The organism is Pseudomonas sp. GW823-FHT01D03, assembly GCF_058798255.1.
The window spans coordinates 1112442-1133830 of record NZ_JBXAKK010000001.1; the positions used below are offsets into that span (position 1 = coordinate 1112442).

Consider the following 21389-nt stretch of genomic DNA (forward strand, 5'->3'; position numbering starts at 1 on the left):
GCGTGGCCTCGTTTCTGCATGGCGCATAGCGCATACGGAAAACCGTCACGTCCAACCGGCATCATCCGCTCGCATCGGGCTAAGGAACATCATCGTGAAAATCAACTGGGCCGAGAAACTGCGGCAAAACGTGCATCAACTGGCCGAGTCCCTGGGCAACCTGTTCGTCGAGACCTTCCATTACCTGGCGCTGTTCGCCATTGGTGCGGTGACCGCGTGGGCGGCGGTGATGGAATTTCTCGGCATGCTCGAAGAAGGCCACATCAAGATCGATGACATTCTGTTGCTGTTCATCTATCTGGAACTGGGGGCGATGGTCGGGATTTACTTCAAGACCAACCACATGCCGGTGCGCTTCCTGATCTACGTGGCGATCACTGCGCTGACCCGCCTGCTGATCTCCAATGTCTCGCACCACAATCCGCCGGACATGGGCATCATCTACCTGTGCGGCGGCATCCTGTTGCTGGCGTTGTCGATCCTAGTGGTGCGTTACGCCTCGTCGCAATTTCCGTCGGTGAAGATCGAAAAACCGCAACGCAAACTCGGCGCCGGCTCCGGTGAGCACCCCGAGATCGAGAAGGGCGAGCTTTAAAGGCCCATCGACGGCTGAGGCTGGCCGTTGCTCTGCTGCGGTGGCGGGGGCAGCCCGCCGCCGCTGGTCATTGCTTCGAGGATCGCCATGGCACTGTGGCCTTGCTCGATGGCAATACCGAACTGAATGCTTTGCACCAGCCGCTTGAGCCTTACCGGATCGTTGCGCTGTTCGGCGCTGATCATCCGTTTGGCGACGATCCGGCCGCTGTTGGACAGGGTCAGCATGATGCTGCCGTCCAGCCCCTGAATGCTCAGGTTGATCTGATAGTCCGGCGCGAAGGCATCGGTAATGATCTGAAAAGGGTTGTCCATGATGCGTCACCGCCTGATTGAACGTGCAGTTGTTGACCGGCCGTGATCGGGTTGGTTCGCAATACCTGATCATCGGCGATTCCGTGGCCTGTGTTGTTGCTTTATGTAGGAGCTGCCGCAGGCTGCGATCTTTTGATCTTCAATGTTTTGATTTCGGTCACGAAGATCAAAAGATCGCAGCCTCGTTGCACTCGTCAGCTCCTACATAGGTCATAGCAAGGGCTGTGCCGGGAAAATTGTTGGACAATGGATACGGCATAAAAAAGGCGAGCCCATGGCTCGCCTTTGTCATTTGTGGCCCGTTTCAGGGCAGAACCGAGTAGATGATCGCCGACAGTGCAATCAGACCGATCAGCACCACGAACACGTTCGACACCTGGCCCGAGTGCTGGCGCAAGGCTGGAACGCGGCGGATGGCGTACATCGGCATCAGGAACAAAAGGCAGGCAATCACCGGCCCGCCGAGGGTTTCGATCATGCCGAGGATGCTCGGGTTAAAGGTGGCCACGGCCCAGCAACTGAGGATCATGAACAGCGCAGTCGCACGGTTCAGCCAGCTCGCCGACATCACCTTGCCACGACCGCGCAGGCTCTTGACGATCATGCCCTGAAAGCCTTCGCTGGCCCCGATGTAGTGGCCGAGGAAGGATTTGGTGATCGCCACCAGCGCAATCAGCGGTGCGGCGTAAGCGATGACCGGGGTCTGGAAGTGGTTGGCCAGGTACGACAGGATCGAAATGTTCTGCGCCTTGGCCGCGGCCAGATCGGCCGGCGACAGCGCCAGCACGCAGCTGAAGCAGAAGAACATCACTGTCACCACCATCATGCCGTGGGCCATGGCGAGGATGCCGCTGCTCTTGCGTTCGGCCTCGGCGCCATAGCGCTGTTTCTGGTCGACCGCGAAGGCGGAGATGATCGGCGAGTGGTTGAACGAGAACACCATCACCGGGATCGCCAGCCACAAGGTCTTGAGGAACGTCGACAGCGGCATAGGCTCTTGAGCGCTGGCGAAGAACGCGCCGTTCCAGTTGGGGATCAGGCTCAGACCAAGCAACAGCAGCGCGGCGACGAACGGATAGACCAGCACGCTCATGGCTTTGACGATCACGTTCTGCCCGCAGCGCACGATTGCCATCAGGCCGAGGATCAGCGCCAGCGACAGAATTGCCCGAGGTGGCGGGGCGATGTGCAATTGGTGTTCGAGAAAGCTGCTCAAGGTGTTGGTCAGCGCAACGCTGTACACCAGCAGGATCGGGAAGATCGCGAAGAAATACAGCAGGGTGATCAGCTTGCCGGCACCGATGCCAAAGTGTTCTTCGACAACTTCGGTGATGTCGCCCGACCGCCCGGACAGCACGAAGCGGGTCAGGCCACGGTGGGCGAAGAAGGTCATCGGGAACGCCAGCAGCGCCAGTATCAGCAACGGCCAGAAACCGCCGACACCGGCATTGATCGGCAGGAACAAGGTGCCGGCACCGATGGCGGTGCCGTACAGGCCGAGCATCCAGGTGGTGTCGGATTTGCTCCAGCCCTTGTGGGCAATTTCGGTATTGCGTGTGCGATCTACAGCGGGATTTTCGGCAGCAGGTGTACGTACATCGGTCATCGTTTTTGCCTCGTTATTATTTTTGCTCGGGCTCACGGTTGGCAGGCCGCTGTCTGCGGCCTGCCGGGGCGGTCAGGGAACGCGCGTCAGCATTCCACCCAGCTCACGGCCAGGCCGCCCCGTGAAGTCTCTTTGTATTTGTCATGCATGTCGGCGCCGGTATCGCGCATGGTGCGGATCACCCGGTCGAGGGAAATAAAGTGTTTGCCGTCGCCGCGCAGGGCCATTTGCGTGGCGTTGATCGCCTTCACCGCAGCGATGGCATTGCGCTCGATGCACGGCACCTGGACCAGGCCGCCGACCGGGTCGCAGGTCAGGCCGAGGTTGTGTTCCAGACCGATTTCAGCGGCGTTTTCCAGTTGCTCCGGGGTGGCGCCGAGCACTTCAGCGAGGCCCGCCGCGGCCATGGCGCAGGCCGAACCGACTTCGCCCTGGCAGCCGACTTCGGCGCCGGAGATCGAGGCATTTTTCTTACACAGAATGCCGACGGCGGCGGCGCCCATGAAGAACGCGACCACGTCATCCTCGGACGCGTCCGGGTTGAATTTCATGTAGTAGTGCAGAACGGCGGGGATGATCCCGGCCGCGCCATTGGTCGGCGCGGTGACCATGCGCCTGCCGGCAGCGTTCTCCTCGTTGACCGCGAGGGCGAACAGGTTGACCCACTCCATCGCCGACAGCGTCGAACTGATCACGTTCGGCTTGCCGATTTCCAGCAGGCTGCGGTGCAGTTTCGCCGCGCGGCGCGGTACGTTCAGACCACCGGGCAGGATGCCTTCGTGGCGCAGGCCCTGCTCAACGCACTCGCGCATCACCGACCAGATGTGCAGCAAGCCGCTACGGATTTCAGCGTCGCTGCGCCAGGCCCGTTCGTTGGCCATCATCAGCTCCGACACGCGCAAGTTGTGCTGCTTGCACAGGCTCAGCAATTCGGCAGCGCTGGAAAAATCGTATGGCAACACCACGTCGCCGGCCGGTGCCACACCGGACTCCGCTTCCGCCGCTTCGATGATGAAACCGCCGCCAATCGAGTAGTACGTTTGCGTGATCAGCTCGGCGCTTTCGCCAAAGGCTGTCAGCGACATGGCGTTGGGATGGTAGGGCAGGCTTTCGTCCAGTAGCAGGAGATCGTGCTGCCAGTTGAAGGAAATTTCTCTGTGCCCGGCCAGCAGCAACAGGCCGCTTTCGCGCAGTTGCTGGATGCGTGGGTCGATGGTCGCCGGATCGATGCTGTCCGGCCATTCACCCATCAGGCCCATGACGGTGGCGCGGTCGGTGGCGTGGCCGACACCGGTGGCCGACAGCGAACCGTACAAACGGATTTCCACGCGGCGCACATCGTTGAGCAAGCGTTGATCGATCAGCGCCTGCGCGAAGGTCGCGGCGGCTCGCATCGGGCCAACGGTGTGGGAGCTGGACGGGCCGATGCCGACTTTGAATAGATCGAAAACACTGATAGCCATGCTAAACCCTTACAAGCAATGGAGTAGGAATCGCTGCCATTTTTTGTAGGACAAGCGCAATGTCGGCGATACTGCCTACCTCGGTCCTACGTGACCAACGAAACTTCCTAAGAAAGCCTTTAGCAGGACTAAACAATGAGTCGTCAATTGCACGCCCAGACCTACGTCTGGCTGCAGGTGTTTTCCTGTGCCGCGCGGCACCTGTCGTTCACCCGTTGCGCGGAAGAGCTGCATATCACCCCGGGGGCGGTCAGCCAGCAGATTCGCCAACTGGAAGAGCGCCTCGGTTTTCGCCTGTTCCATCGCCGGGCGCGGGGTGTCGAGTTGAGTGCGGAAGGCCAGCGGCTGGCCATCACGGTCAATGAGGCCTACGGCAGCATTGATGCTGAATTGCGTCGACTGGATGCCGGGATGATCAGCGGGATTCTGCGGGTGCGCTCGATTCCGTCGTTCCTCAGCAAATGGCTGACCCCGCGTTTGCCGCGTCTGCAACAGCGTTATCCGGATATCCAGTTGCGCCTGGTGGCCGAGGACAGCAGCGTGCCGTTGCACGAGGGCGACTTCGATCTGGCAATCGATCTGAATGACGGCAGCTACCCGGGGCTGTTATCCACAGCCTTGCTCGATGAGCAGATTTTCCCGGTGTGCGCGCCGAGTTTGTTGCGCGGACGCCCGCCGCTGCACGGGCCGGCGGATCTGGTGCATTTCCCGTTGTTGCACGACATCACCGCCTGGCGTGGCAGTTATGAATACGCGGAATGGGAGTTTTATCTCAACGCGATTGGCTTTGAAGGCGCCGACGTACGGCGTGGGCACACGTTCAATCGCAATCACCTGACCATCGAAGCGGCGATCGCCGGCATGGGCGTGGCGATTGCCCGGCGCACGTTGCTCAACGATGAGCTGGAGCGCGGAACGTTGATTGTGCCGTTCGGGCTGTCAGTGCCCAACCACAAACGCTACGTGCTGCTGTATGCGCCGGGGGCGTTGAGCCATCCGGGCGTGCGTGCGGTGCATGACTGGCTGGTGGAGGAGGCGGGGATTTTCCGCAGCTTGCACCCGTTGAACGACGGGCAATTGTGAGCAGATTTTGCAGGGTTGCGAGGCGACCCAACTCCCGACCTTACCAGTGACTTGCTCGGTTGTCCGGCTTTTTTTGCGAATGAATATTTATCTTTTTTCAGGGGTTGAAATGTTCGTCGGTCGGGCCGATTGTTGTAACCAGGAGGTCAGGAAATCCAACTCAAGGCCTCTGGCGAGCTAGCTGAAATAAGGGATGAACTATGCAAATCCAAGTCAACAGCGATAACCATATTCAAAGCAGTAAGCGACTGGAGGAGTGGGTACGTACAACTATTGAGAGCACGCTCGAACGTTATGAAGAAGACCTGACCCGTGTCGAAGTCCACCTGAGCGACGAGAACGGCGACAAACCAGGTCCCCATGACTTGCGCTGCCAACTGGAAGCGCGGCCAAAAGGCCATCAACCGATTTCCGTCACCCATAAAGCCGATTCGCTGGAACAGGCGATCGACGGTGCAGCCGAAAAACTGGAACACGCGCTGGAGCACCTGTTTGGCAAACTGCGCGGCAAACCCCGCGCCGCCATCGTGCCGTTCAGCAAGGCGAATGACGCACTGCTGGAAGAAGAGTTTCTCGAGAACGAACAGGCAGCGATCAACAGTTGATGCGCTGATTTTTCAAGCCACCCAATGAGAACGGGCCTGCGCAAGCAGGCCCGTTTTTGTTTGTGTCGTTTTTTGCGCAGGGCATCAGAAAGCGGCCCCTCACCCCAGCCCTCTCCCTCCGGGAGAGGGGGCCGACCGAGGTGTCTGACGTGAAACATCGACCTGAAAGACCGACTCGACTATGGATTCGGCAAAGCAGAATCAGGTCGGCGTACTTCGCAAGCATCCCGCAATCAGTCCCCTCTTCCTTGGGAGAGGGTTAGGGTGAGGGGGTTTTCAATCTCAGAACGCGAGGGAGGTTTGCACGTACACCGTGCGCGGTTCACCCACGTACTTGCCCTTGTTGTTGTCATCGAACGAGCGGGTGAAATACTGGGTGTTGAAGATGTTCTTCACCCCCACCGCCACGTTCAGATCCGACAATTGCGGGCCGAAGTCGTAACCGGCGCGGCTGCTGAACAGCATGTAGCCGGGGATCTTGCCGGTGCTGCCGTCGGCGCTTTCCCTGGAGGTGTTGGCGTTGTCGGCGAACTGGTCGCTCTGGAAGCTGCTGTCGACGTTGAGCTTCCACGGGCCTTCGGTATAACCAACGCCGATCGTGCCCTTGTGTTTTGAAGAGAATGGCACGCGATTGCCCTTGTTCGGCCCGTCTTCGCGGATGGTCGCGTCGACGTAGGCGTAAGTGGCGTACACATCGAAGCCGGCGAGTGCCGGGCTCAAGTCATCCAGCGCATAGTTGACGCTGGTCTCGATGCCTTGATGACGGGTCTCGCCACGGGCAATCACCGAATCGTTGGTCTGGTTGCTTTCGTACTGGTTGTCGAAGTTGATCAGAAATGCGCCAATCTCGGCGCGCAGGGCGCCGTTGTCATAACGGGTACCGAGTTCCCAGGTGCGGGCTTTCTCCGGTTTTACTTCGCCACTGCTGACGCGGTTGGGCATCTGGCTGTACTGCACGCTGCCAAACGAACCTTCGGTGTTGGCGTACAGATTCCAGCTGTCGCTCAGGTGATACAGCACGTTCAGCGCCGGCAGCGCGGTGTTGTAGTCGCCCTTGTATTTGACGTCGGTCAGGTTGTTGGTCTGCTGCGATTCGATCATCTCGTAGCGCACCCCCGGGGTGATGGTCCATTTGCCGATGTCGATGCGATCGTCGACGAAGAACGCATTGGCTTCGGTGCCACCGCGGGTGTCACGGTCGTTGCGGCTGTCGGTGGTCGGGTATTGGTTGCTGCTGATCGGCGTGCGATAGCGCAACTCGTGGCCGGCCTCGTTGATGTAGCGGTAACCGACGCCGACTTCATGGCTGGTCGGGCCGAGGTCGAAGCCCTGGGCGAAACGCGTTTCCAAGCCGCGCACCCAGTACTCGCGCGGTGACAGCGAGAGGAAACTGCCCTGATCCAGATAACCGCTGCGCAGGGTCTTGGTGAAGAAAGTGTTGGCGGTGAATTCGCGACGATCTTCCTGATAGCGATAGCCGAAGTTGAACATTGTGCGGCGACCCCAGAACTGGTCTTTCAGGCGCGTCGACTGATACGGATCGGCGTCGTAATCGGCGACGTTGAGACCACCGGGCATGTCGGCCTTGCCTTCGTAATACTGGGCCATGGCGTTGAAGCTGTTGGCGTCGTCGAGCTGGTATTTGCCCTTGAGGATCAGGTCGTCGATTTCGCTGTCGCTGTGTTCACGCCAATCGCCGCCACGGGTGCCAGAGTACAGCAGCGCGCCGCCCAGACCATTTTCGTTGGTGCCGCCGGCCAGCAGGTTGGCGCTGGTTTTGAAGCCGTCATGACTCGACGACGGGCTGGTCTCAGTCTGGAGGCCACCCTTGACCGTCGGCTCATCCGGGATGGCGCGGGTGACGAAGTTGACCACGCCACCGACGTTCTGCGGGCCGTAACGCACAGCGCCGCCGCCACGCACCACATCCACGGCATCCATGTTGCCCATGCTGATCGGCGCGAACGACAACTGCGGTTGACCGTAAGGTGCGAACGGCACGGGAATGCCGTCCATCAGTACCGTCGAGCGCGCAGCCAAGCGCGGATTGAGACCGCGAATGCCGAAGTTCAGCGCCATGTCGTGGCTGCCGGTGCCGTTGTTTTCCGGGGCGTTGACCCCGGGGATGCGGTTGAGCACGTCGCGCGCCTGAGTCGCACCCTGACGTTCGAAGTCTTCGCGGCGGATCACATCGCGGGCGCCCGGATGCTCGAACACGTTGACCTGCGCCGCGTCACCGAGCCAGTCACCGACGACTTTCGAGGTGTCCAGCTCCAGCGCGGTGTCGCCGACCGGTTGCAGGCTGAACGCATTGTTGCCTTCGGCGCGAGCTTGCAGGCCTGTGCCTTCGAGCAGTGCATCGAGGCCTTCTGCGGTGCTGTAACTGCCTTCCAGGCCACGGCTTTGCACGCCGCTGGTGATCTGCGAACCGAAGGAAATCAGCACGCCGGCTTCACGACCAAGCTGGTTGAGGGCGTTTTCCAGCGACGCCGGGGCGATGTGGTAAACCCTGGTTTCGGCGGCCATGGCCGGTAGAGCGCTGAAGCTCAGGCTGGCGCCCAGTACGAGGTTGCGCAGGCTGCGGGCCAGTGGCGTGAGGCGGGTCGGGTGCATGAAGGGTGATCCTGAGAAGGTTGAATCAAGGGGGGCTTTCCTTCTCTGTCACGCCAGATCTGAAAAACGGCTCACGGTTTACGAATATTTTTTGAATGACTGATTTTGTGGCAACGGAGCTTGCTCCCGTTGGGGCGCGAAGCGGCCCCTGTATTGAGGGCCTGCTGCGCAGGCCAGCGGGAGCAAGCTCCCTCGCCACAGTTTTGTTTTAAACCCGGGACTCGACACTCACCCAATAGCGGGTAAAGCGCCGCACTTTCACCGGCAGACTGATTTGCAGCAGATCAAGAATCCGCTCGCTGTCGTCCAGTGGATAAGTCCCGGAGATCAGCAAGTCGGCCACCTTCGCGTCGCAATGCAACTGGCCGCGACGGTAACGGGCGAGCTCTTCAAGGAAGTCGCCCAGGCGCATGTGCGCGGCAACCAGCATACCGTCGGCCCAGGCGCCGCTGTTGGCGTCCAGTGGCTGGGCTGCGCTGACCGAGGTGGCGCTGAAACTCAGCTGACGGGCAACGGGCAGCCACATCGGCGCGTGCCCGGGGCGGATCAATTCGACCTGGCCTTCGAACAGCGCCACCTGCGTGCGATCAGCAAATTGCCGGACGTTGAGCCGGGCAGCAGCGGTTCTCAACAGCCCTTGCGCCGTGCGCACTTCGAACGCTTGTGCGGTGCTCAGGAGGATCTCGCCTTCCAGCAAACGGATCAGCCGTTGCGTGCTGTCCACGTCCGCCGCACTCGCGGTGTTGAGCTGCAACTGGCTGCCCGCACCCAGCGTAACTTTGCGTCGCTCTCCCAGCGGACTGCGGTAATCGGCGAGCAGCGTCGGCAGCGGATTGTGCTCGCGCATCCCCCAGGTGACAGCAGAACCGGCACCGAGAAGCAGCAGCAATTTGAGCACCTGACGGCGGCTGGAAGACTTCGGCCCGTTCAACGCGGCATGGGCCAATGGCGACGCCACGCCGCGCAATCGCTGGTTGACCCGCTGCATGTGCTCCCACGCGCGACGATGTTCGCTGTGGGCGTCCAGCCATTGCTGCCAGGCTTGTTGCTGACGCGGGGAGAGCGTCCCCTGCTGCATTTCCATCAGCCAGTGCACGGCCTGTTCGGCCACTTGCGCGGAAAAATCCGGAGCGCGGTTCATAGGGCGAAGTAGCAGCGCAGGGCCGCTTTGTGCAGATGGCGTTTGACCGTGGCTAAGGAGATGCCCAGCTCGGCGGCGATTTGCGGATAAGTCAGGCCATCGACCTGCGCCAGCAAAAAGGCGCGCTTGACCAGACGCGGCAAGCCATCGAGCAACTGATCCAGTTCGATCAGGGTTTGCAGGATGATCGCTTTGTCTTCTTCCGATGGCGCAACCATTTCCGGCATCTGCGCCAGGGTGTCGAGGTAGGCGCGTTCCAGGTCCTGACGGCGGTAATGATTGAACAGCACGCGTTTGGCGAGGGTGGTGAGAAAGGCGCGCGGTTCGATGATTACTGCGGGCTCACGAGCGCTGAGCACGCGGATGAACGTGTCTTGCGCCAGATCCGCCGCGCTGTCCGGGCAGCCGAGCCTGCGCCGCAACCAGCCGGTGAGCCAGCTGTGGTGGTCGTGGTAGAGCGATTCGACAGGATGGGCGGACGGCAAGGGTATTACTCCGGGCGCATGATCGATGCGTTAGAGAACAAGAACTGTTCGCATTGTAGGGGCGGGCGAGGGTGTCCGGCAATCAGATGCTTTTGCGTATGAGAATATTTATCATTAATATTGCTCGCCTGTTGGTTCGGCTTGTCGGCCGGACGTTTTTTCGTTTCAGGGTCGAAACATGAAAGGCAAACTCGCCTCACTTCCCATGTCCTATCGTCTGGCCATTACCTCGCGGGTGCTGGCGGCGGTGTTCGGTGGCTATCTGGTCGCAGCGCTGGCCAGTGTCGCGCTGACGATGTGGTTGCCGTTGAGCCGCGCCGAAGCGGTGGTGACCGGCATGACCATTTCCTTTCTGGTCTATCTGGTCGCGGTGCTGTGGTGCTTCGCTTGCCGCACGGCGTGGTCGGCGTGGGTCGGTTTGCTGGTGCCGAGCGTGATTCTGGCGACGGTGTCCGGCGCCGCACGGGGCTTGGGCTTCGCATGAAAGAGGGCTTTCGCCAGTCGATGGCCTGGCTGCACACCTGGACGGGACTGGTGTTCGGCTGGCTGCTGTTTGCGATTTTCCTCACCGGGACGCTGGCCTATTTCAAGGATGAGATCAGCCACTGGATGCAGCCGGAAATTCCCGCGCGGCCCATCAATGCCGAAGCGAGCCTGAACCTGGCGCAAAGTTACCTGCAACAACACGCCGCCGGCGCCTCGCGCTGGCTGATCGACTTGCCCGACGCCCGCGATCCCGGCCTGACGGTGCGCTGGCAGCAGGCGCCGAACAAACCGGGCGAGCGCGGCAAGTTCGAATCCAGAACACTCGACGCGCAGACCGGCAGCGAAGTCCAGGCCCGCGAAAGCATGGGCGGCGAGTTCTTCTACCGCTTCCATTTTCAGCTGCAAATGCCTTATCCATGGGGCCGCTGGCTGGCGACGATGGCGGCGATGGTGATGTTCGTCGGGCTGATCACCGGCATCATCACCCACAAGAAAATCTTCAAGGACTTCTTCACCTTTCGTCCGCGCAAAGGCCAGCGTTCATGGCTCGACGGGCATAACGCGGTCGGCGTGCTGGTGCTGCCGTTCCACCTGATGATCACCTACAGCAGCCTGGTGATCTTCATGGCGATGGTCATGCCGGCGAGCATTCTGGCGTCCTATAACGGCGACGTGCGCGCCTTTTACGACGAAGTTTTTCCGGCATCGAAGACCCCTGAGCGAGCCAACCGGGCGGCGCCGCTGAGCCCGATGGCGCCACTGCTGGCCAAGGCCAGCGAGCAGTGGGCGGGAGGCAGCACCGCGCGGCTGACGGTGAACAACCCGGGGGACGCGAATGCCTCGGTGGTGCTGTCGCGCCGTGGCGACCGCGTCGTCCATGATTTCGGGCGCGCGGTGACGTTCAATGGCGTCACCGGCGAGCGCCTCGGCAGCACTCCGGAGCAGCCCGTGGCGATGGCCGTCGGCGGCACGTTCTACGGTTTGCACGTGGGCCACTTTGCAGGGGCGACATTGCGCTGGCTGTATTTCATTTGTGGTCTGGCGAGTACTGCGATGATCGGCACCGGGCTGGTGATCTGGCTTGGCAAGCGCCAGCTCAAACACGTCAAGAGCGGCGTGATGCCGTTCGAATTGCGCTTGGTGGAAGTGCTGAACATCGCCAGCATGGCCGGGCTGGTGGTAGCGGTGGCGGTGTTCTTTTTGGCCAATCGCCTGCTGCCGGCAGACCTGGCCGGGCGCGCCGATCAGGAAGTGAATGCGTTTTTTGTCGCCTGGGCCTTGAGCGTGGTGCATGCAGTGCTGCGCAAAGGGCGAAGGGCCTGGGTCGAACAGCTCGGGCTGGCTGCCGTGCTGTTTATCGCGGTGCCACTGATCAATCTGACCACACCGTGGAATCTCGGGGTAACGCTCGCGCAAGGTGACTGGACGCTGGCGGGTTTTGATCTGACGTGCCTGGGCGCGGGCCTGTTCCTCGGCTGGGCCGCATGGAAAATGCAGCGTGCCGGCAGCGCCGTCAGCGTGAAAAAAACACCCCGCGAAAAGCCTCGACCGATCGCGCTTGAGCAGGAGGTCAACTGATGTTGCTGGCGTTGTTGCTGTGCTACGCCGGGTTCAGTGCGTTGTGTCTGTCGATGCCTCGGCACCACGATGAACTGCTCGGCAACAAACCCTCGGCCCGACGCGCACGGGGTTTGAAGCTCGCCGGTTGGCTGTTGCTCGGGCTGTCGCTTTGGGCGGCAGTCGCTGCACACGGCTGGAGTTTCGGTCTGGTCGACTGGTTCGCGGTGCTCATGCTCAGCGCCTTGGCGTTGGTGCTGTTGCTGCCGTATTGCCCACGTCTGGCCCTCGCACTGGCCGGGTTGAGTCTGCTGGCCAGTCCGGTCGCCGCTTGGGCGCAGGGCTGACATGCTGATCGGTCATCCTCCGGAATCCCGCGACGACGAACCCCATGGCGCGCGTGCGCATTTTCTCCAGGTGTTCCTGTCACAGCGCTCGCAGATGGAAGCGCTGGTGAACCGGCGCGTCGGTTGCCGGGCCACGGCGGCGGATCTGGTGCAGGATCTGTTCCTGCGTTTCTGGCGGCGGCCGCTGGTGCAAGTTGAAGAACTCAGCACCTACCTTTTGCGCTGCGCCGGCAACATCGCCATCGACCACTTGCGCAGCGAGGGCACGCGCGTGCGGGTCAATGAGGGCTGGCAACCGGATGCGCCGGACAGCCACGGCAGCGAACCGCAAGCCGCGCTCGAAGCGGGCAATGATCTGCGCCATGTCGAGGCGGCGTTGCGTGCCTTGCCCGAGCGCACCCGGCAGATCTTTTTGCTCAATCGCATCCACGGCCGCAAATACGCAGACATCGCCAAGGCCATGGGCCTGTCCCAAAGCGCCGTGGAAAAACATATGATGCGCGCCCTCGAGGCCTGCAAGGCCAGCCTGCGCGAACCCGCGCCACGCCTGCCAGGGAAAGCACCGTGAAAGTCACCGACCGCGTCACCCCGACGCCTGCTCAGGAGCAGGCCGCGCTCGCTTGGCTGAGCCTGCTGCACGACCGCCCCAGCACCGGCGATCAACAGACCTTCAGCCAATGGCTGCGCGCCGACCCGGCCCACGCCGAGGCCTATGCCCAGGCGCAAGTGCTCTGGGAGTTGAGCGAAAGCCCGGCGCGCATCCTGGCCGATGAAGAGGCGTTGGCGTTGCAGGGCTACCTGAATGCGATGGATCGTCCGCGTCGTTTACCGCTGCTGCGTTGGTCGGGCGCGCTGGCGATGGCCGCGTGTCTGATGCTGATGATCAGCCTCGGCACGGGCTGGCAGCCGCAGCGCTGGATCGATGATCTGGGTGCCGATTACGTTTCGGCACCGGGCGAGATCCGCACCGTGACCCTGGCCGATCAATCGCAAGTCACGCTGGATGCCGACAGCGCCATCGCGGTGGATTTCAGTCAGGGCGAGCGGCATGTGCAACTGCGCCGTGGCGCCGGTTTTTTCAGTGTCACGCACACCGGCGAGCCCTTCGTGGTCGAGGCGGAGAAGGGCGAGGCGCGGGTGCTCGGCACGCAGTTCGAAGTGCGTCTGCAGCCCGGTGGTGCGCAAGTCACGGTGCTGTCCGGGCGCGTTGGCGTGACGGCGGGTCGCAACGCGCAACAGCAGATTCTGACCGCCGGCCAGCAAGTGGCTTACGGGCAGGGCAGTGCAGAAAAACTGCACGCGGTGGACAGCGAGGCGCAACTGGCCTGGCGTCAAGGCTGGCTGAATTACTACAAGGCGTCGCTGGCCGACGTGGTGGAGGATCTGCGGCGCTATTACCCAGGACGGATTGTTGTGCTCAACGATGAACTGGCAGCGCGCAAGGTCAGCGGCAGTTTTCCGAGCAAGGATCCGCAGGCGGTGCTCAGTTCCCTGCAAGGGGTGATGGGGTTTGAGCAGCATCAGGTGCTGGGGCATCTGATTATTTTGCGCTGAGCCTGCCGGCGCCATCGCGAGCAGGCTCACTCCTACATTTGGAATGCGTTCCCCCTGTGGGAGCGGGCTTGCTCGCGAAGGCGTCAGAACTACCGACACTGCTCTCGAAAAATATTTTCAAATGAGTGGTGAGGTAAACCACAGCCCCATCCGTGTAGTGACTGAAACTGCGAGCCATTCGCATCCGTTGCGGTTCTACACAGGTCATTGAGCAATGAAGTCCAGGGCAAAATCGGGTTCGGTCAAACAGTGGTTGGGGGTTTCGGCATTGAGTTTTTGCGCATTGGCGCTGTTGCCGATGAGCGTGGCGCTCGCCGCCGAAACCGTCAGCAGCCCGACGCAGAAGCAGTTCAATTTTTCCCTGAGCGCCAAACCGCTGCCCCAGGCCCTGAGCGATTTCAGCCGCGTCACCGGACAAAGCGTGGTCTACACCGATGAAGCGCCGTACGGCCTCAACGCCCCGGCGGTCAGTGGCCAGATGAGCGCCGAACAGGCGCTGCAACGCCTGCTCAGCGGCTCCGGCATGACCTTCCGCCGTACCGACAGCCACACCCTCGCGCTGGAACCGCAACCCAGCGCAGGCGCACTCAATCTCGGCGCGACCACCATCACTTCGATACGTGACGAATCGATGAGCTATCAGCCGCCGCAGACCAGTTCGGTGATGCGCTCCTCGGCTTCGCTGCAGGAAATCCCGCAGACCGTCAACGTGATCCCGGCCCAGGTCATTCGCGATCAGGCCCCGCGCAATCTCGACGATGCGTTGGCCAACGTCAGCGGCATCACCCAGGGCAACACCTTGGGCAGCACTCAGGACTCGGTGATGACCCGCGGCTTTGGCGACAACCGCAACGGCTCGATCATGCGCGACGGGATGCCGATCGTGCAGGGCCGTGGCATGAACGCGACGGTCGATCGCGTCGAAGTGCTCAAGGGCCCGGCCTCGTTGTTGTACGGCATTCAGGATCCGGGCGGCGTGGTCAACCTGGTCAGCAAGAAACCGGAACTGACCCAATACAATGCGCTGACCCTGCGTGGCTCGACTTACGGCGACGGCAAAAATGGCAGCGGCGGCACCTTCGACAGCACCGGTGCGCTGGGTGAATCCGGGCTGGCCTACCGGCTGGTGCTGGACCATGAAGACGAAGATTACTGGCGCAACTACGGCACCCATCGCGAGACGCTGATCGCGCCGTCTCTGGCCTGGTTCGGCGAGCGCACCAAGCTGTCGTTCGGCTACGAGCATCGCGAATTCCTCACCCCGTTCGACCGTGGCACGGTGATCGATCCGCGCACCAACCATCCGCTGGACATCTCGCGCAACGAGCGTCTGGACGAGCCGTTCAACGACATGGAAGGCCGCTCGGATCTGTACCATTTCGAGGCCGACCACGAACTCAACGACGACTGGAAGGCCCACTTCGGCTACAGCTGGAACCGCGAAACCTACGACGCCAGCCAAGTGCGCGTGACCGCCATCGACACCAAAAAAGGCACGCTGACCCGCAGCATGGACGGCACGCAAGGCGCGATCAGCACCGACCGCTTCACCACCGCCAGCCTTGAGGGCAAGGTCAACCTGTTGGGCATGCAACATGACCTGGTGTTCGGCGTCGACGACGAGTACCGCAAGATCTACCGCGCCGACCTGATCCGCCAGAAAAGCCTGAGCACCTTCAGCTATGTCAATCCGGTCTACGGCCGTGAAGTCGAAGGCACCACAGTCAGTCCGGCGGACAGTGCGCAGACCGATCTGCTGCGCAGTGATTCGGTGTTCCTGCAGGACTCCATCCACCTCAACGATCAGTGGATTCTGGTCGCCGGCGGGCGCTTCCAGGAGTACGACCAGTACGCCGGCAAAGGCGTGCCGTTCAAGGCCAACACCGACAGCAACGGGCAGAAATTCGTGCCTCGCGCGGGGCTGGTGTATCGCTACACCGACGAGTTGTCGTTCTACGGCAGCTACACCGAATCGTTCAAACCCAACTCGACCATCGCCCCGCTCAGCGGCAGCAGCACCGTGCTCGACGGCAGCATCGCGCCGGAAGAAGCCAAGTCGTGGGAACTGGGTGCGCGTCTGGATATGCCGGGGCGCATCACCGGCAATATCGCGCTGTTCGACATCAAGAAGCGCAACGTGCTGGTCTCCAATTCTGAAGGCCCGACCACCATTTACAGCGCGGCTGGCGAAGTGCGTTCCCGGGGTCTGGAACTGGACCTGACCGGCCAGTTGACTGATCGCTGGAGCCTGATCGGCGCCTATGCCTACACCGATGCCGAGGTCACCGAAGACCCGGACTACAAAGGCAATCGCTTGCAAAACGTGGCGAAGAACAGCGGCTCATTGTCGGCGGTGTATGACTTCGGCAGCGTGATTGGCGGCGATCAACTGCGAGTCGGTGCCGGGGCGCGCTATGTCGGCGAGCGGGCGGGTAACGCGGTGAATGATTTCGACCTGCCGAGCTACACCGTGGCCGATGCGTTTGCCACTTACGACACCAAACTAGAAGGGCAGAAGGTCAAGTTCCAGCTCAACGTGAAGAACCTGTTCGACCGCACCTACTACACCTCGGCGGCGAGCCGGTTCTTTGTGTCGATGGGCGATTCGCGGCAGATTTCGTTGTCGAGCACGCTGGAGTTCTGATCGGGGACCGCGTCATCGTTCTTCGCGAGCAAGCCCGCTCCCACATTGGATGGTGTTATTCACACAATCTGAGTTCACTCTGAACCCTGTGGGAGCGGGCTTGCTCGCGAAGCGGCCCGATCAGGCAATAAACATCTCGGATCTAACGCACAAACGCCTGCCGATATTCCCCTGGCGTCCCACCCAATACCTGCCGAAACCGGTTGGTGAAATGACTGGCACTGGTAAACCCGCACGCCAGTGCAATCTCCCCCAGCGGCAACGCCGTGCCACACAACAATTCCCGCGCCCGGTTCAAGCGCCGCGCCAGCACGTACTGATGCGGCGGCAGGCCGAAGCTCACGCGAAACATCCGCGCAAAGTGGTATTCCGACAGCGCACACAGCCCGGCCAGTTGCCCGAGGCTGATCGGCTCGGCCAACTGATTGTCGATGAACTCGACCAGTTGCCGCCGCTGATGGGGCGCCAGTCCGCCCTTGAGGCGCAAACCCTGACGGGCGCCGACCTGGCTGAGCAGGGTATGGCTGATCAATTCGTGGGCAATGCTGCTGGTCAGCAAGCGTTCGGCAGGTTCGTCCCAGTTCAGCGTCAGCAACTGGCGAAAGCGTCGGGCCTGCTGCGGATCTTCCAGAAAGGTCTGCTCGCGCAACTGCATCTCTCGCGGCTCGCGATCAAGCAAGGTGACACACCCCAACGCAAACTGCTCGGCACTGAAATACAGATGAGCGAGGCGGATATCGCCGTTGATCACCCAGCCGGATTCGTGATCCGTCGGCAAGATGCACAGCTTGTCCGGTCCGCCCTTGTGTCCCGGTTGGCCACGGCGAAAGGTACCCGTGCCACCGGCGATGTAGCAGGAAAGGGTGTGGTGGCTCGGCGCTTCGTATTCCCGGGCATCGTGGTGGTTGGTCCACAGGGCCGCAGACAAGCCGTCACCGAGCTCGGCGCTGTGCACCAGGCGTGCATTCGGCGAGCGGTTGAGGGCTTGGAAAACTTGCAGGGTATCGATAGCGGCCATATTCGTTTCTCTCCAACGCCTTGCATCCTACTCCGTAGCCTTCGCGCTGCCGACCTGCCGGGCGACAAAAGCGCAAGATTTTGCAAGCGCCCCGATCCTTGCTGCCCCACCCTGAATCGCGATTAAACGCAAACCTGTGGCGAGCGAGCTTGCTCCCGCCGGGCTGCGCAGCGGCCCCATCAGTGAGTCCTGTACCCATGCGCGAGCAAGCTCGCTCGCCACAGAGTGCCAGGTGTTCTCAGGAGTTTTGTCATGAACCTTTCGCTGTATCTGCTGACCGTGCTGATCTGGGGCACCACCTGGATTGCCCTGAAATGGCAACTGGGCGTGGTCGCGATCCCGGTGTCGATCGTTTATCGCTTCGGTCTCGCCGCGCTGGTGCTGTTCGTGTTGTTGCTGCTCAGTCGGCGGCTGCAACCGATGAATCGGCGCGGCCATCTGATCTGTGTGGCGCAGGGGCTGTGCCTGTTCTGCGTCAACTTCATGTGCTTTCTGACTGCCAGCCAGTGGATTCCCAGCGGGCTGGTGGCGGTGGTGTTTTCCACGGCCACTTTGTGGAATGCGCTCAATGCCCGGGTGTTCTTCGGTCAGCGCATCGCGCGCAATGTTTTGATGGGCGGGGCGCTCGGCCTGTTCGGTCTGGGAATGCTGTTCTGGCCGGAACTGGCCGGCCATCACGCCAGCCCCGAAACGTTGCTTGGTCTTGGCCTGGCGCTGTGCGGCACCTTGTGTTTTTCGGCGGGCAATATGCTGTCGAGCCTGCAGCAGAAGGCAGGCTTGAAACCCTTGACCACCAACGCCTGGGGCATGGCGTATGGTGCGGCGATGTTGTCGGCGTGGTGTCTGGTCAACGGCATTGCGTTCGACATGGAGTGGTCGCCACGTTACGTCGGGGCGTTATTGTATCTGGTGATCCCCGGCTCGGTGATCGGCTTCACCGCGTACCTGACGCTGGTCGGGCGTATGGGGCCGGAACGTGCGGCGTATTGCACCGTGCTGTTCCCGGTGGTGGCGCTGAACGTGTCGGCGTTTGCTGAAGGTTATCAGTGGACGGCACCGGCGTTGCTCGGGCTGGTGTTGGTGATGCTGGGTAATGTGTTGGTGTTTCGTAAGCCGAAAGCGCTGGTGGCGCCGGTGCGGGGGAAGTTGGTATGAAACAAACGATCGCTGAACATCAGCGCTCGACTTTCAAGGTGATGTAAATCATCACCGGGAGTATGAAGTCAATGATATGCCGGGCCCAGTCCTTGGCATTCCATGATTGTGAGGTGTCCATGTCAAACCATTCCACACCTACGGTTTGCAGGCACACGTAATAAATGAAGATTGCCGCCAGTATGCCCATGATCGAGAACTTTTTTGCCTCGTGGAATACCTCTGCAGACGCGTTGATGTGCCGATAGAGTTGATAGGTGCCTATCAGGCACAACGTCGTATACGTCACTTCCAGCGTGATGATGAACCAATAGATCCGGTGATGAATCATCGGTGAATCGATGGCTCGGTACTTTATGGACTCACTGGCGGTGGTGGTGTCCATGCTCAGGATATGAGCCACGTAGGTGTAGTTCGAGTCATAGTCGGTAAAGTTATGAATCATCACCAGCACACCAAAGAAGCTGATGTAAGCCATCAATATAACTTTGCTGTAGCGAATAACTTTGTCGGTCGTCAGGTTGGTCACGGGATTAGCTCTCCATAGCAGTGGTCGATCATTCGATTGCCAGGCAGAGCTTATAATGCTGTTGTTTAATTGGCTTTGTTGTTCAATTTCAAGTTGTGTAGGGCGGCAACTAACGGGCAAGTGCGGTTCTGCACTTGCCCGTCATTTTTTATCCGCGCCAGACTTGCGGATTGACCAGGTCCTGCGGACGTTCGCCGAGCAGCGCACTGCGCAGATTGGCCAGTGCACGATTGGCCATGGCTTCGCGGGTTTCATTCGTGGCGGAGCCGATGTGCGGCAATGTCACAGCATTTTTCAACTGGAACAGCGGCGATTCAGCCAGTGGTTCTTTCTCGTAGACGTCCAGACCGGCGCCACGGATGCGATTGTTCTGCAGCGCTTCGATCAGCGCCGGCTCGTCGACCACCGGGCCACGGGAGATGTTGACCAGAATCGCACCAGGCTTCATCAGCGCCAGTTCGCGGTGGCTGATCAGGTGTCGGGTCTTGTCGCTGAGCGGCACTACCAGGCAGACGAAGTCGGCTTCGGCCAGCAGTTGGTCAAGGCTGCGGAACTGCGCACCGAGTTGCTGTTCCAGTTCGGTCTTGCGGCTGTTGCCGCTGTAGAGGATTGGCATGTTGAAGCCGAAGTGGCCACGGCGGGCGACGGCGGCGCCGATGTTGCCCATGCCGACGATGCCCAGGGTTTTACCGTGGACGTCACAGCCGAACAACGGTGCGCCGACGCTGGCTTGCCATTGGCCGGCCTTGGTCCAGGCGTCGAGTTCGGCGACGCGGCGGGCACTGCTCATGATCAGGGCGAAGGCGAGGTCGGCGGTGCTTTCGGTGAGCACGTCCGGGGTGTTGGTGAGCATGATTCCGCGTTTGTTGAAGTAGTCGAGGTCGTAGTTGTCGTAGCCGACGGAGACGCTGGAGACCACTTCGAGTTTTGTGGCGGTTTCGAGTTGGGCTTTGCCGAGTTTGCGGCCTACGCCGATGAGGCCGTGAGCGTGGGGGAGGGCCTCGTTGAATTGGGCGTTGATGTCGCCGTTCTTGGGGTTGGGGACGATGACGTCGAACTCTTGTTGCAGGCGTTCGATCATGGGTGGGGTGATGCGGCTGAAGGCCAGGACTGTTTTTTTCATCGCTATGGGCTCGGCTTCTGGGCTTTATTGCCAAGCAAGCTAACATTTCTGTTTTGGGTTGTCTTGGCGGCCTCTGGGCCGACCATGCTTTGGGTTGATGGGGGACATATCCGTTGCTTCGGGTGCTGCTGCTGGCGGTTTCGCTCTTACAGCGACTCCCTTTGGCAAACGCCCCAAAGGAAGCAAAGGTCTTGGCCCCGGCGTACGGCCCTCGCCGTGGCTCGGGTTCCTTCGTTGCGGGGTTCATCCGGGGGCATCGCCTCCGGTTTGCTTCGCTGCACCTCCTCTCGATGTATGCGGCTTCGCCGCATGGCGCTACGCGCCTACCCCCGGATAAACCCCTCCTCTCAGCCTGCCGATGGGGCCGGCACGGCAAGATCAAGAGCTTTCGGCGAGCTGACACTCGGCCATTTGAGTGGTGAAAAGCATGCGGTCTGTCTGGACTGTTTTGCTTTTCCGTAGGAGTGAGCCTGCTCGCGAAGGCGGCCTGACAGCCGACCTGGATCTAACTGACTCACCCAATCCCACTGTAGGAGTGAGCCTGCTCGCGATGGCGGCCTAGTAGCCGACCAGTTTCCAACTGACTGACCCAATCCCCCTGTGGGAGCGGGCTTGCTCGCGAAAGCGGTGTGTCAGTCACCGAAAGTGTTGGAAGTGCTGACGCCTTCGCGTGCAAGCCCGCTCTCACAATGGCTCAGCTGTGTGCTGCAGATTGGCTCAATTCCACATTATCCAGCACCCGATTCACCGCCAGCTCGGCCAGCATGATGATTTGCTGAATCGCCAGAATCGTTCGACGCTGCGGGATGTCGATATATGCAGCGATGTCGCTGGTCATGAGGCTGGCTTGGGCCAGTGATTCGCAGGCGTGAACCAGCAGGCTTTCGTTGTCCATGTCGGGGGCGACCTGGAACATGCTGCTGGGTTTGTGGAATCTCACAGCGGCGGCGGAAGGTTTCAGGTAATGGTCGAGTGCACGCTCGGCGGCGTCGTGGAGCTTTTTTGAATCGAGGGATTCGTAGGGAGAGGTGCTTTCGGCTTGGGGCGGATTGGGTGTGGGTTTGATCATGG

General features: G+C 61.0%; 20 protein-coding genes. 10 read left to right on the forward strand and 10 right to left on the reverse strand.

The window, feature by feature from the left end; all coding sequences use genetic code 11:
* The first annotated feature begins 94 nt into the window (after nt 1–94).
* Nucleotides 95–595, forward strand: a complete 501-nt coding sequence (locus AC1RBR_RS04835; RefSeq protein WP_095139556.1) for a phosphate-starvation-inducible protein PsiE — start codon at nt 95–97, stop codon at nt 593–595.
* Here the strand turns inward: AC1RBR_RS04835 and AC1RBR_RS04840 are convergent.
* The 3 genes from AC1RBR_RS04840 to AC1RBR_RS04850 form a co-directional block, all read right to left on the reverse strand.
* On the reverse strand, nt 592–909 hold the full coding sequence (locus AC1RBR_RS04840) for a DUF3509 domain-containing protein (RefSeq protein ID WP_492563223.1): 318 nt from the start codon (nt 907–909) through the stop codon (nt 592–594). The two genes, AC1RBR_RS04835 and AC1RBR_RS04840, sit on opposite strands and share 4 nt — an antisense overlap.
* A gap of 304 nt (nt 910–1213) precedes the next feature.
* Nucleotides 1214–2515 (reverse strand): HAAAP family serine/threonine permease, encoded by a 1302-nt coding sequence (locus tag AC1RBR_RS04845; RefSeq protein WP_492563225.1) that lies wholly within the window; start codon nt 2513–2515, stop codon nt 1214–1216.
* Between the two features lie 86 nt (nt 2516–2601).
* Nucleotides 2602–3978 (reverse strand): L-serine ammonia-lyase, encoded by a 1377-nt coding sequence (locus tag AC1RBR_RS04850; RefSeq protein ID WP_492563226.1) that lies wholly within the window; start codon nt 3976–3978, stop codon nt 2602–2604.
* A 135-nt stretch (nt 3979–4113) separates the two neighbouring features.
* Between AC1RBR_RS04850 and AC1RBR_RS04855 the strand changes: the two genes are divergently transcribed.
* Complete coding sequence (locus tag AC1RBR_RS04855) at nt 4114–5061, forward strand: LysR substrate-binding domain-containing protein (RefSeq protein WP_007914183.1); 948 nt, start codon at nt 4114–4116, stop codon at nt 5059–5061.
* A 200-nt stretch (nt 5062–5261) separates the two neighbouring features.
* Entirely contained in the window at nt 5262–5666 is a 405-nt protein-coding gene (locus AC1RBR_RS04860; protein WP_027610895.1) for an HPF/RaiA family ribosome-associated protein, read from the forward strand.
* Between the two features lie 282 nt (nt 5667–5948).
* On the opposite strand, the gene fecA is transcribed toward AC1RBR_RS04860, so the two are convergent.
* From fecA to AC1RBR_RS04875, 3 genes are all read right to left on the reverse strand, one after another.
* Nucleotides 5949–8279, reverse strand: coding sequence for a TonB-dependent Fe(3+) dicitrate receptor FecA (gene fecA, locus AC1RBR_RS04865; protein ID WP_492563229.1), 2331 nt, complete (start codon nt 8277–8279; stop codon nt 5949–5951).
* Nucleotides 8280–8487: 208 nt separating this feature from the next.
* The gene (locus AC1RBR_RS04870) at nt 8488–9420 is read right to left on the reverse strand and encodes a DUF4880 domain-containing protein (RefSeq protein WP_492563230.1); all 933 of its coding nucleotides are present in this window, start codon (nt 9418–9420) and stop codon (nt 8488–8490) included.
* A complete protein-coding gene (locus AC1RBR_RS04875) occupies nt 9417–9905 on the reverse strand; it encodes a sigma-70 family RNA polymerase sigma factor (protein ID WP_492563232.1) in 489 nt (162 codons plus the stop codon). Before AC1RBR_RS04875 ends, AC1RBR_RS04870 begins: the two co-directional genes overlap by 4 nt.
* Nucleotides 9906–10083: 178 nt before the next feature.
* On the opposite strand from AC1RBR_RS04875, the gene AC1RBR_RS04880 reads away from it, so the two are divergent.
* The 6 genes from AC1RBR_RS04880 to AC1RBR_RS04905 all read left to right on the forward strand — a co-directional run bounded on the left by AC1RBR_RS04880 (nt 10084) and on the right by AC1RBR_RS04905 (nt 16493).
* Nucleotides 10084–10389, forward strand: a complete 306-nt coding sequence (locus tag AC1RBR_RS04880) for a DUF3649 domain-containing protein (RefSeq protein WP_492563234.1) — start codon at nt 10084–10086, stop codon at nt 10387–10389.
* Entirely contained in the window at nt 10386–11969 is a 1584-nt protein-coding gene (locus AC1RBR_RS04885; protein ID WP_492563235.1) for a PepSY-associated TM helix domain-containing protein, read from the forward strand. Before AC1RBR_RS04880 ends, AC1RBR_RS04885 begins: the two co-directional genes overlap by 4 nt.
* Nucleotides 11969–12295, forward strand: coding sequence for a DUF3325 domain-containing protein (locus AC1RBR_RS04890; RefSeq protein WP_115986635.1), 327 nt, complete (start codon nt 11969–11971; stop codon nt 12293–12295). Before AC1RBR_RS04885 ends, AC1RBR_RS04890 begins: the two co-directional genes overlap by 1 nt.
* Before the next feature lies 1 nt (nt 12296).
* Nucleotides 12297–12863, forward strand: a complete 567-nt coding sequence (locus tag AC1RBR_RS04895; protein WP_003221797.1) for an RNA polymerase sigma factor — start codon at nt 12297–12299, stop codon at nt 12861–12863.
* Nucleotides 12860–13849: a FecR family protein gene (locus tag AC1RBR_RS04900; protein WP_492563237.1), complete on the forward strand. Its 990-nt coding sequence runs from the start codon at nt 12860–12862 to the stop codon at nt 13847–13849. The genes AC1RBR_RS04895 and AC1RBR_RS04900 overlap by 4 nt, the downstream gene beginning before the upstream one ends.
* Before the next feature lie 214 nt (nt 13850–14063).
* Nucleotides 14064–16493: a TonB-dependent siderophore receptor gene (locus AC1RBR_RS04905; protein WP_492563239.1), complete on the forward strand. Its 2430-nt coding sequence runs from the start codon at nt 14064–14066 to the stop codon at nt 16491–16493.
* A 142-nt stretch (nt 16494–16635) separates the two neighbouring features.
* On the opposite strand, the gene AC1RBR_RS04910 is transcribed toward AC1RBR_RS04905, so the two are convergent.
* On the reverse strand, nt 16636–17511 hold the full coding sequence (locus AC1RBR_RS04910; protein WP_492563241.1) for a helix-turn-helix domain-containing protein: 876 nt from the start codon (nt 17509–17511) through the stop codon (nt 16636–16638).
* Nucleotides 17512–17763: 252 nt separating this feature from the next.
* On the opposite strand from AC1RBR_RS04910, the gene AC1RBR_RS04915 reads away from it, so the two are divergent.
* A complete protein-coding gene (locus tag AC1RBR_RS04915; protein WP_492563243.1) occupies nt 17764–18666 on the forward strand; it encodes a DMT family transporter in 903 nt (300 codons plus the stop codon).
* A 19-nt stretch (nt 18667–18685) separates the two neighbouring features.
* On the opposite strand, the gene AC1RBR_RS04920 is transcribed toward AC1RBR_RS04915, so the two are convergent.
* The 3 genes from AC1RBR_RS04920 to AC1RBR_RS04930 all read right to left on the reverse strand — a co-directional run bounded on the left by AC1RBR_RS04920 (nt 18686) and on the right by AC1RBR_RS04930 (nt 21387).
* On the reverse strand, nt 18686–19195 hold the full coding sequence (locus tag AC1RBR_RS04920; RefSeq protein ID WP_492563244.1) for a DUF2165 family protein: 510 nt from the start codon (nt 19193–19195) through the stop codon (nt 18686–18688).
* Nucleotides 19196–19343: 148 nt separating this feature from the next.
* Nucleotides 19344–20318, reverse strand: a complete 975-nt coding sequence (locus AC1RBR_RS04925; RefSeq protein ID WP_492563246.1) for a 2-hydroxyacid dehydrogenase — start codon at nt 20316–20318, stop codon at nt 19344–19346.
* A 694-nt stretch (nt 20319–21012) separates the two neighbouring features.
* On the reverse strand, nt 21013–21387 hold the full coding sequence (locus AC1RBR_RS04930) for a DUF6124 family protein (protein ID WP_492563248.1): 375 nt from the start codon (nt 21385–21387) through the stop codon (nt 21013–21015).
* Between the last annotated feature and the right edge of the window lie 2 nt (nt 21388–21389).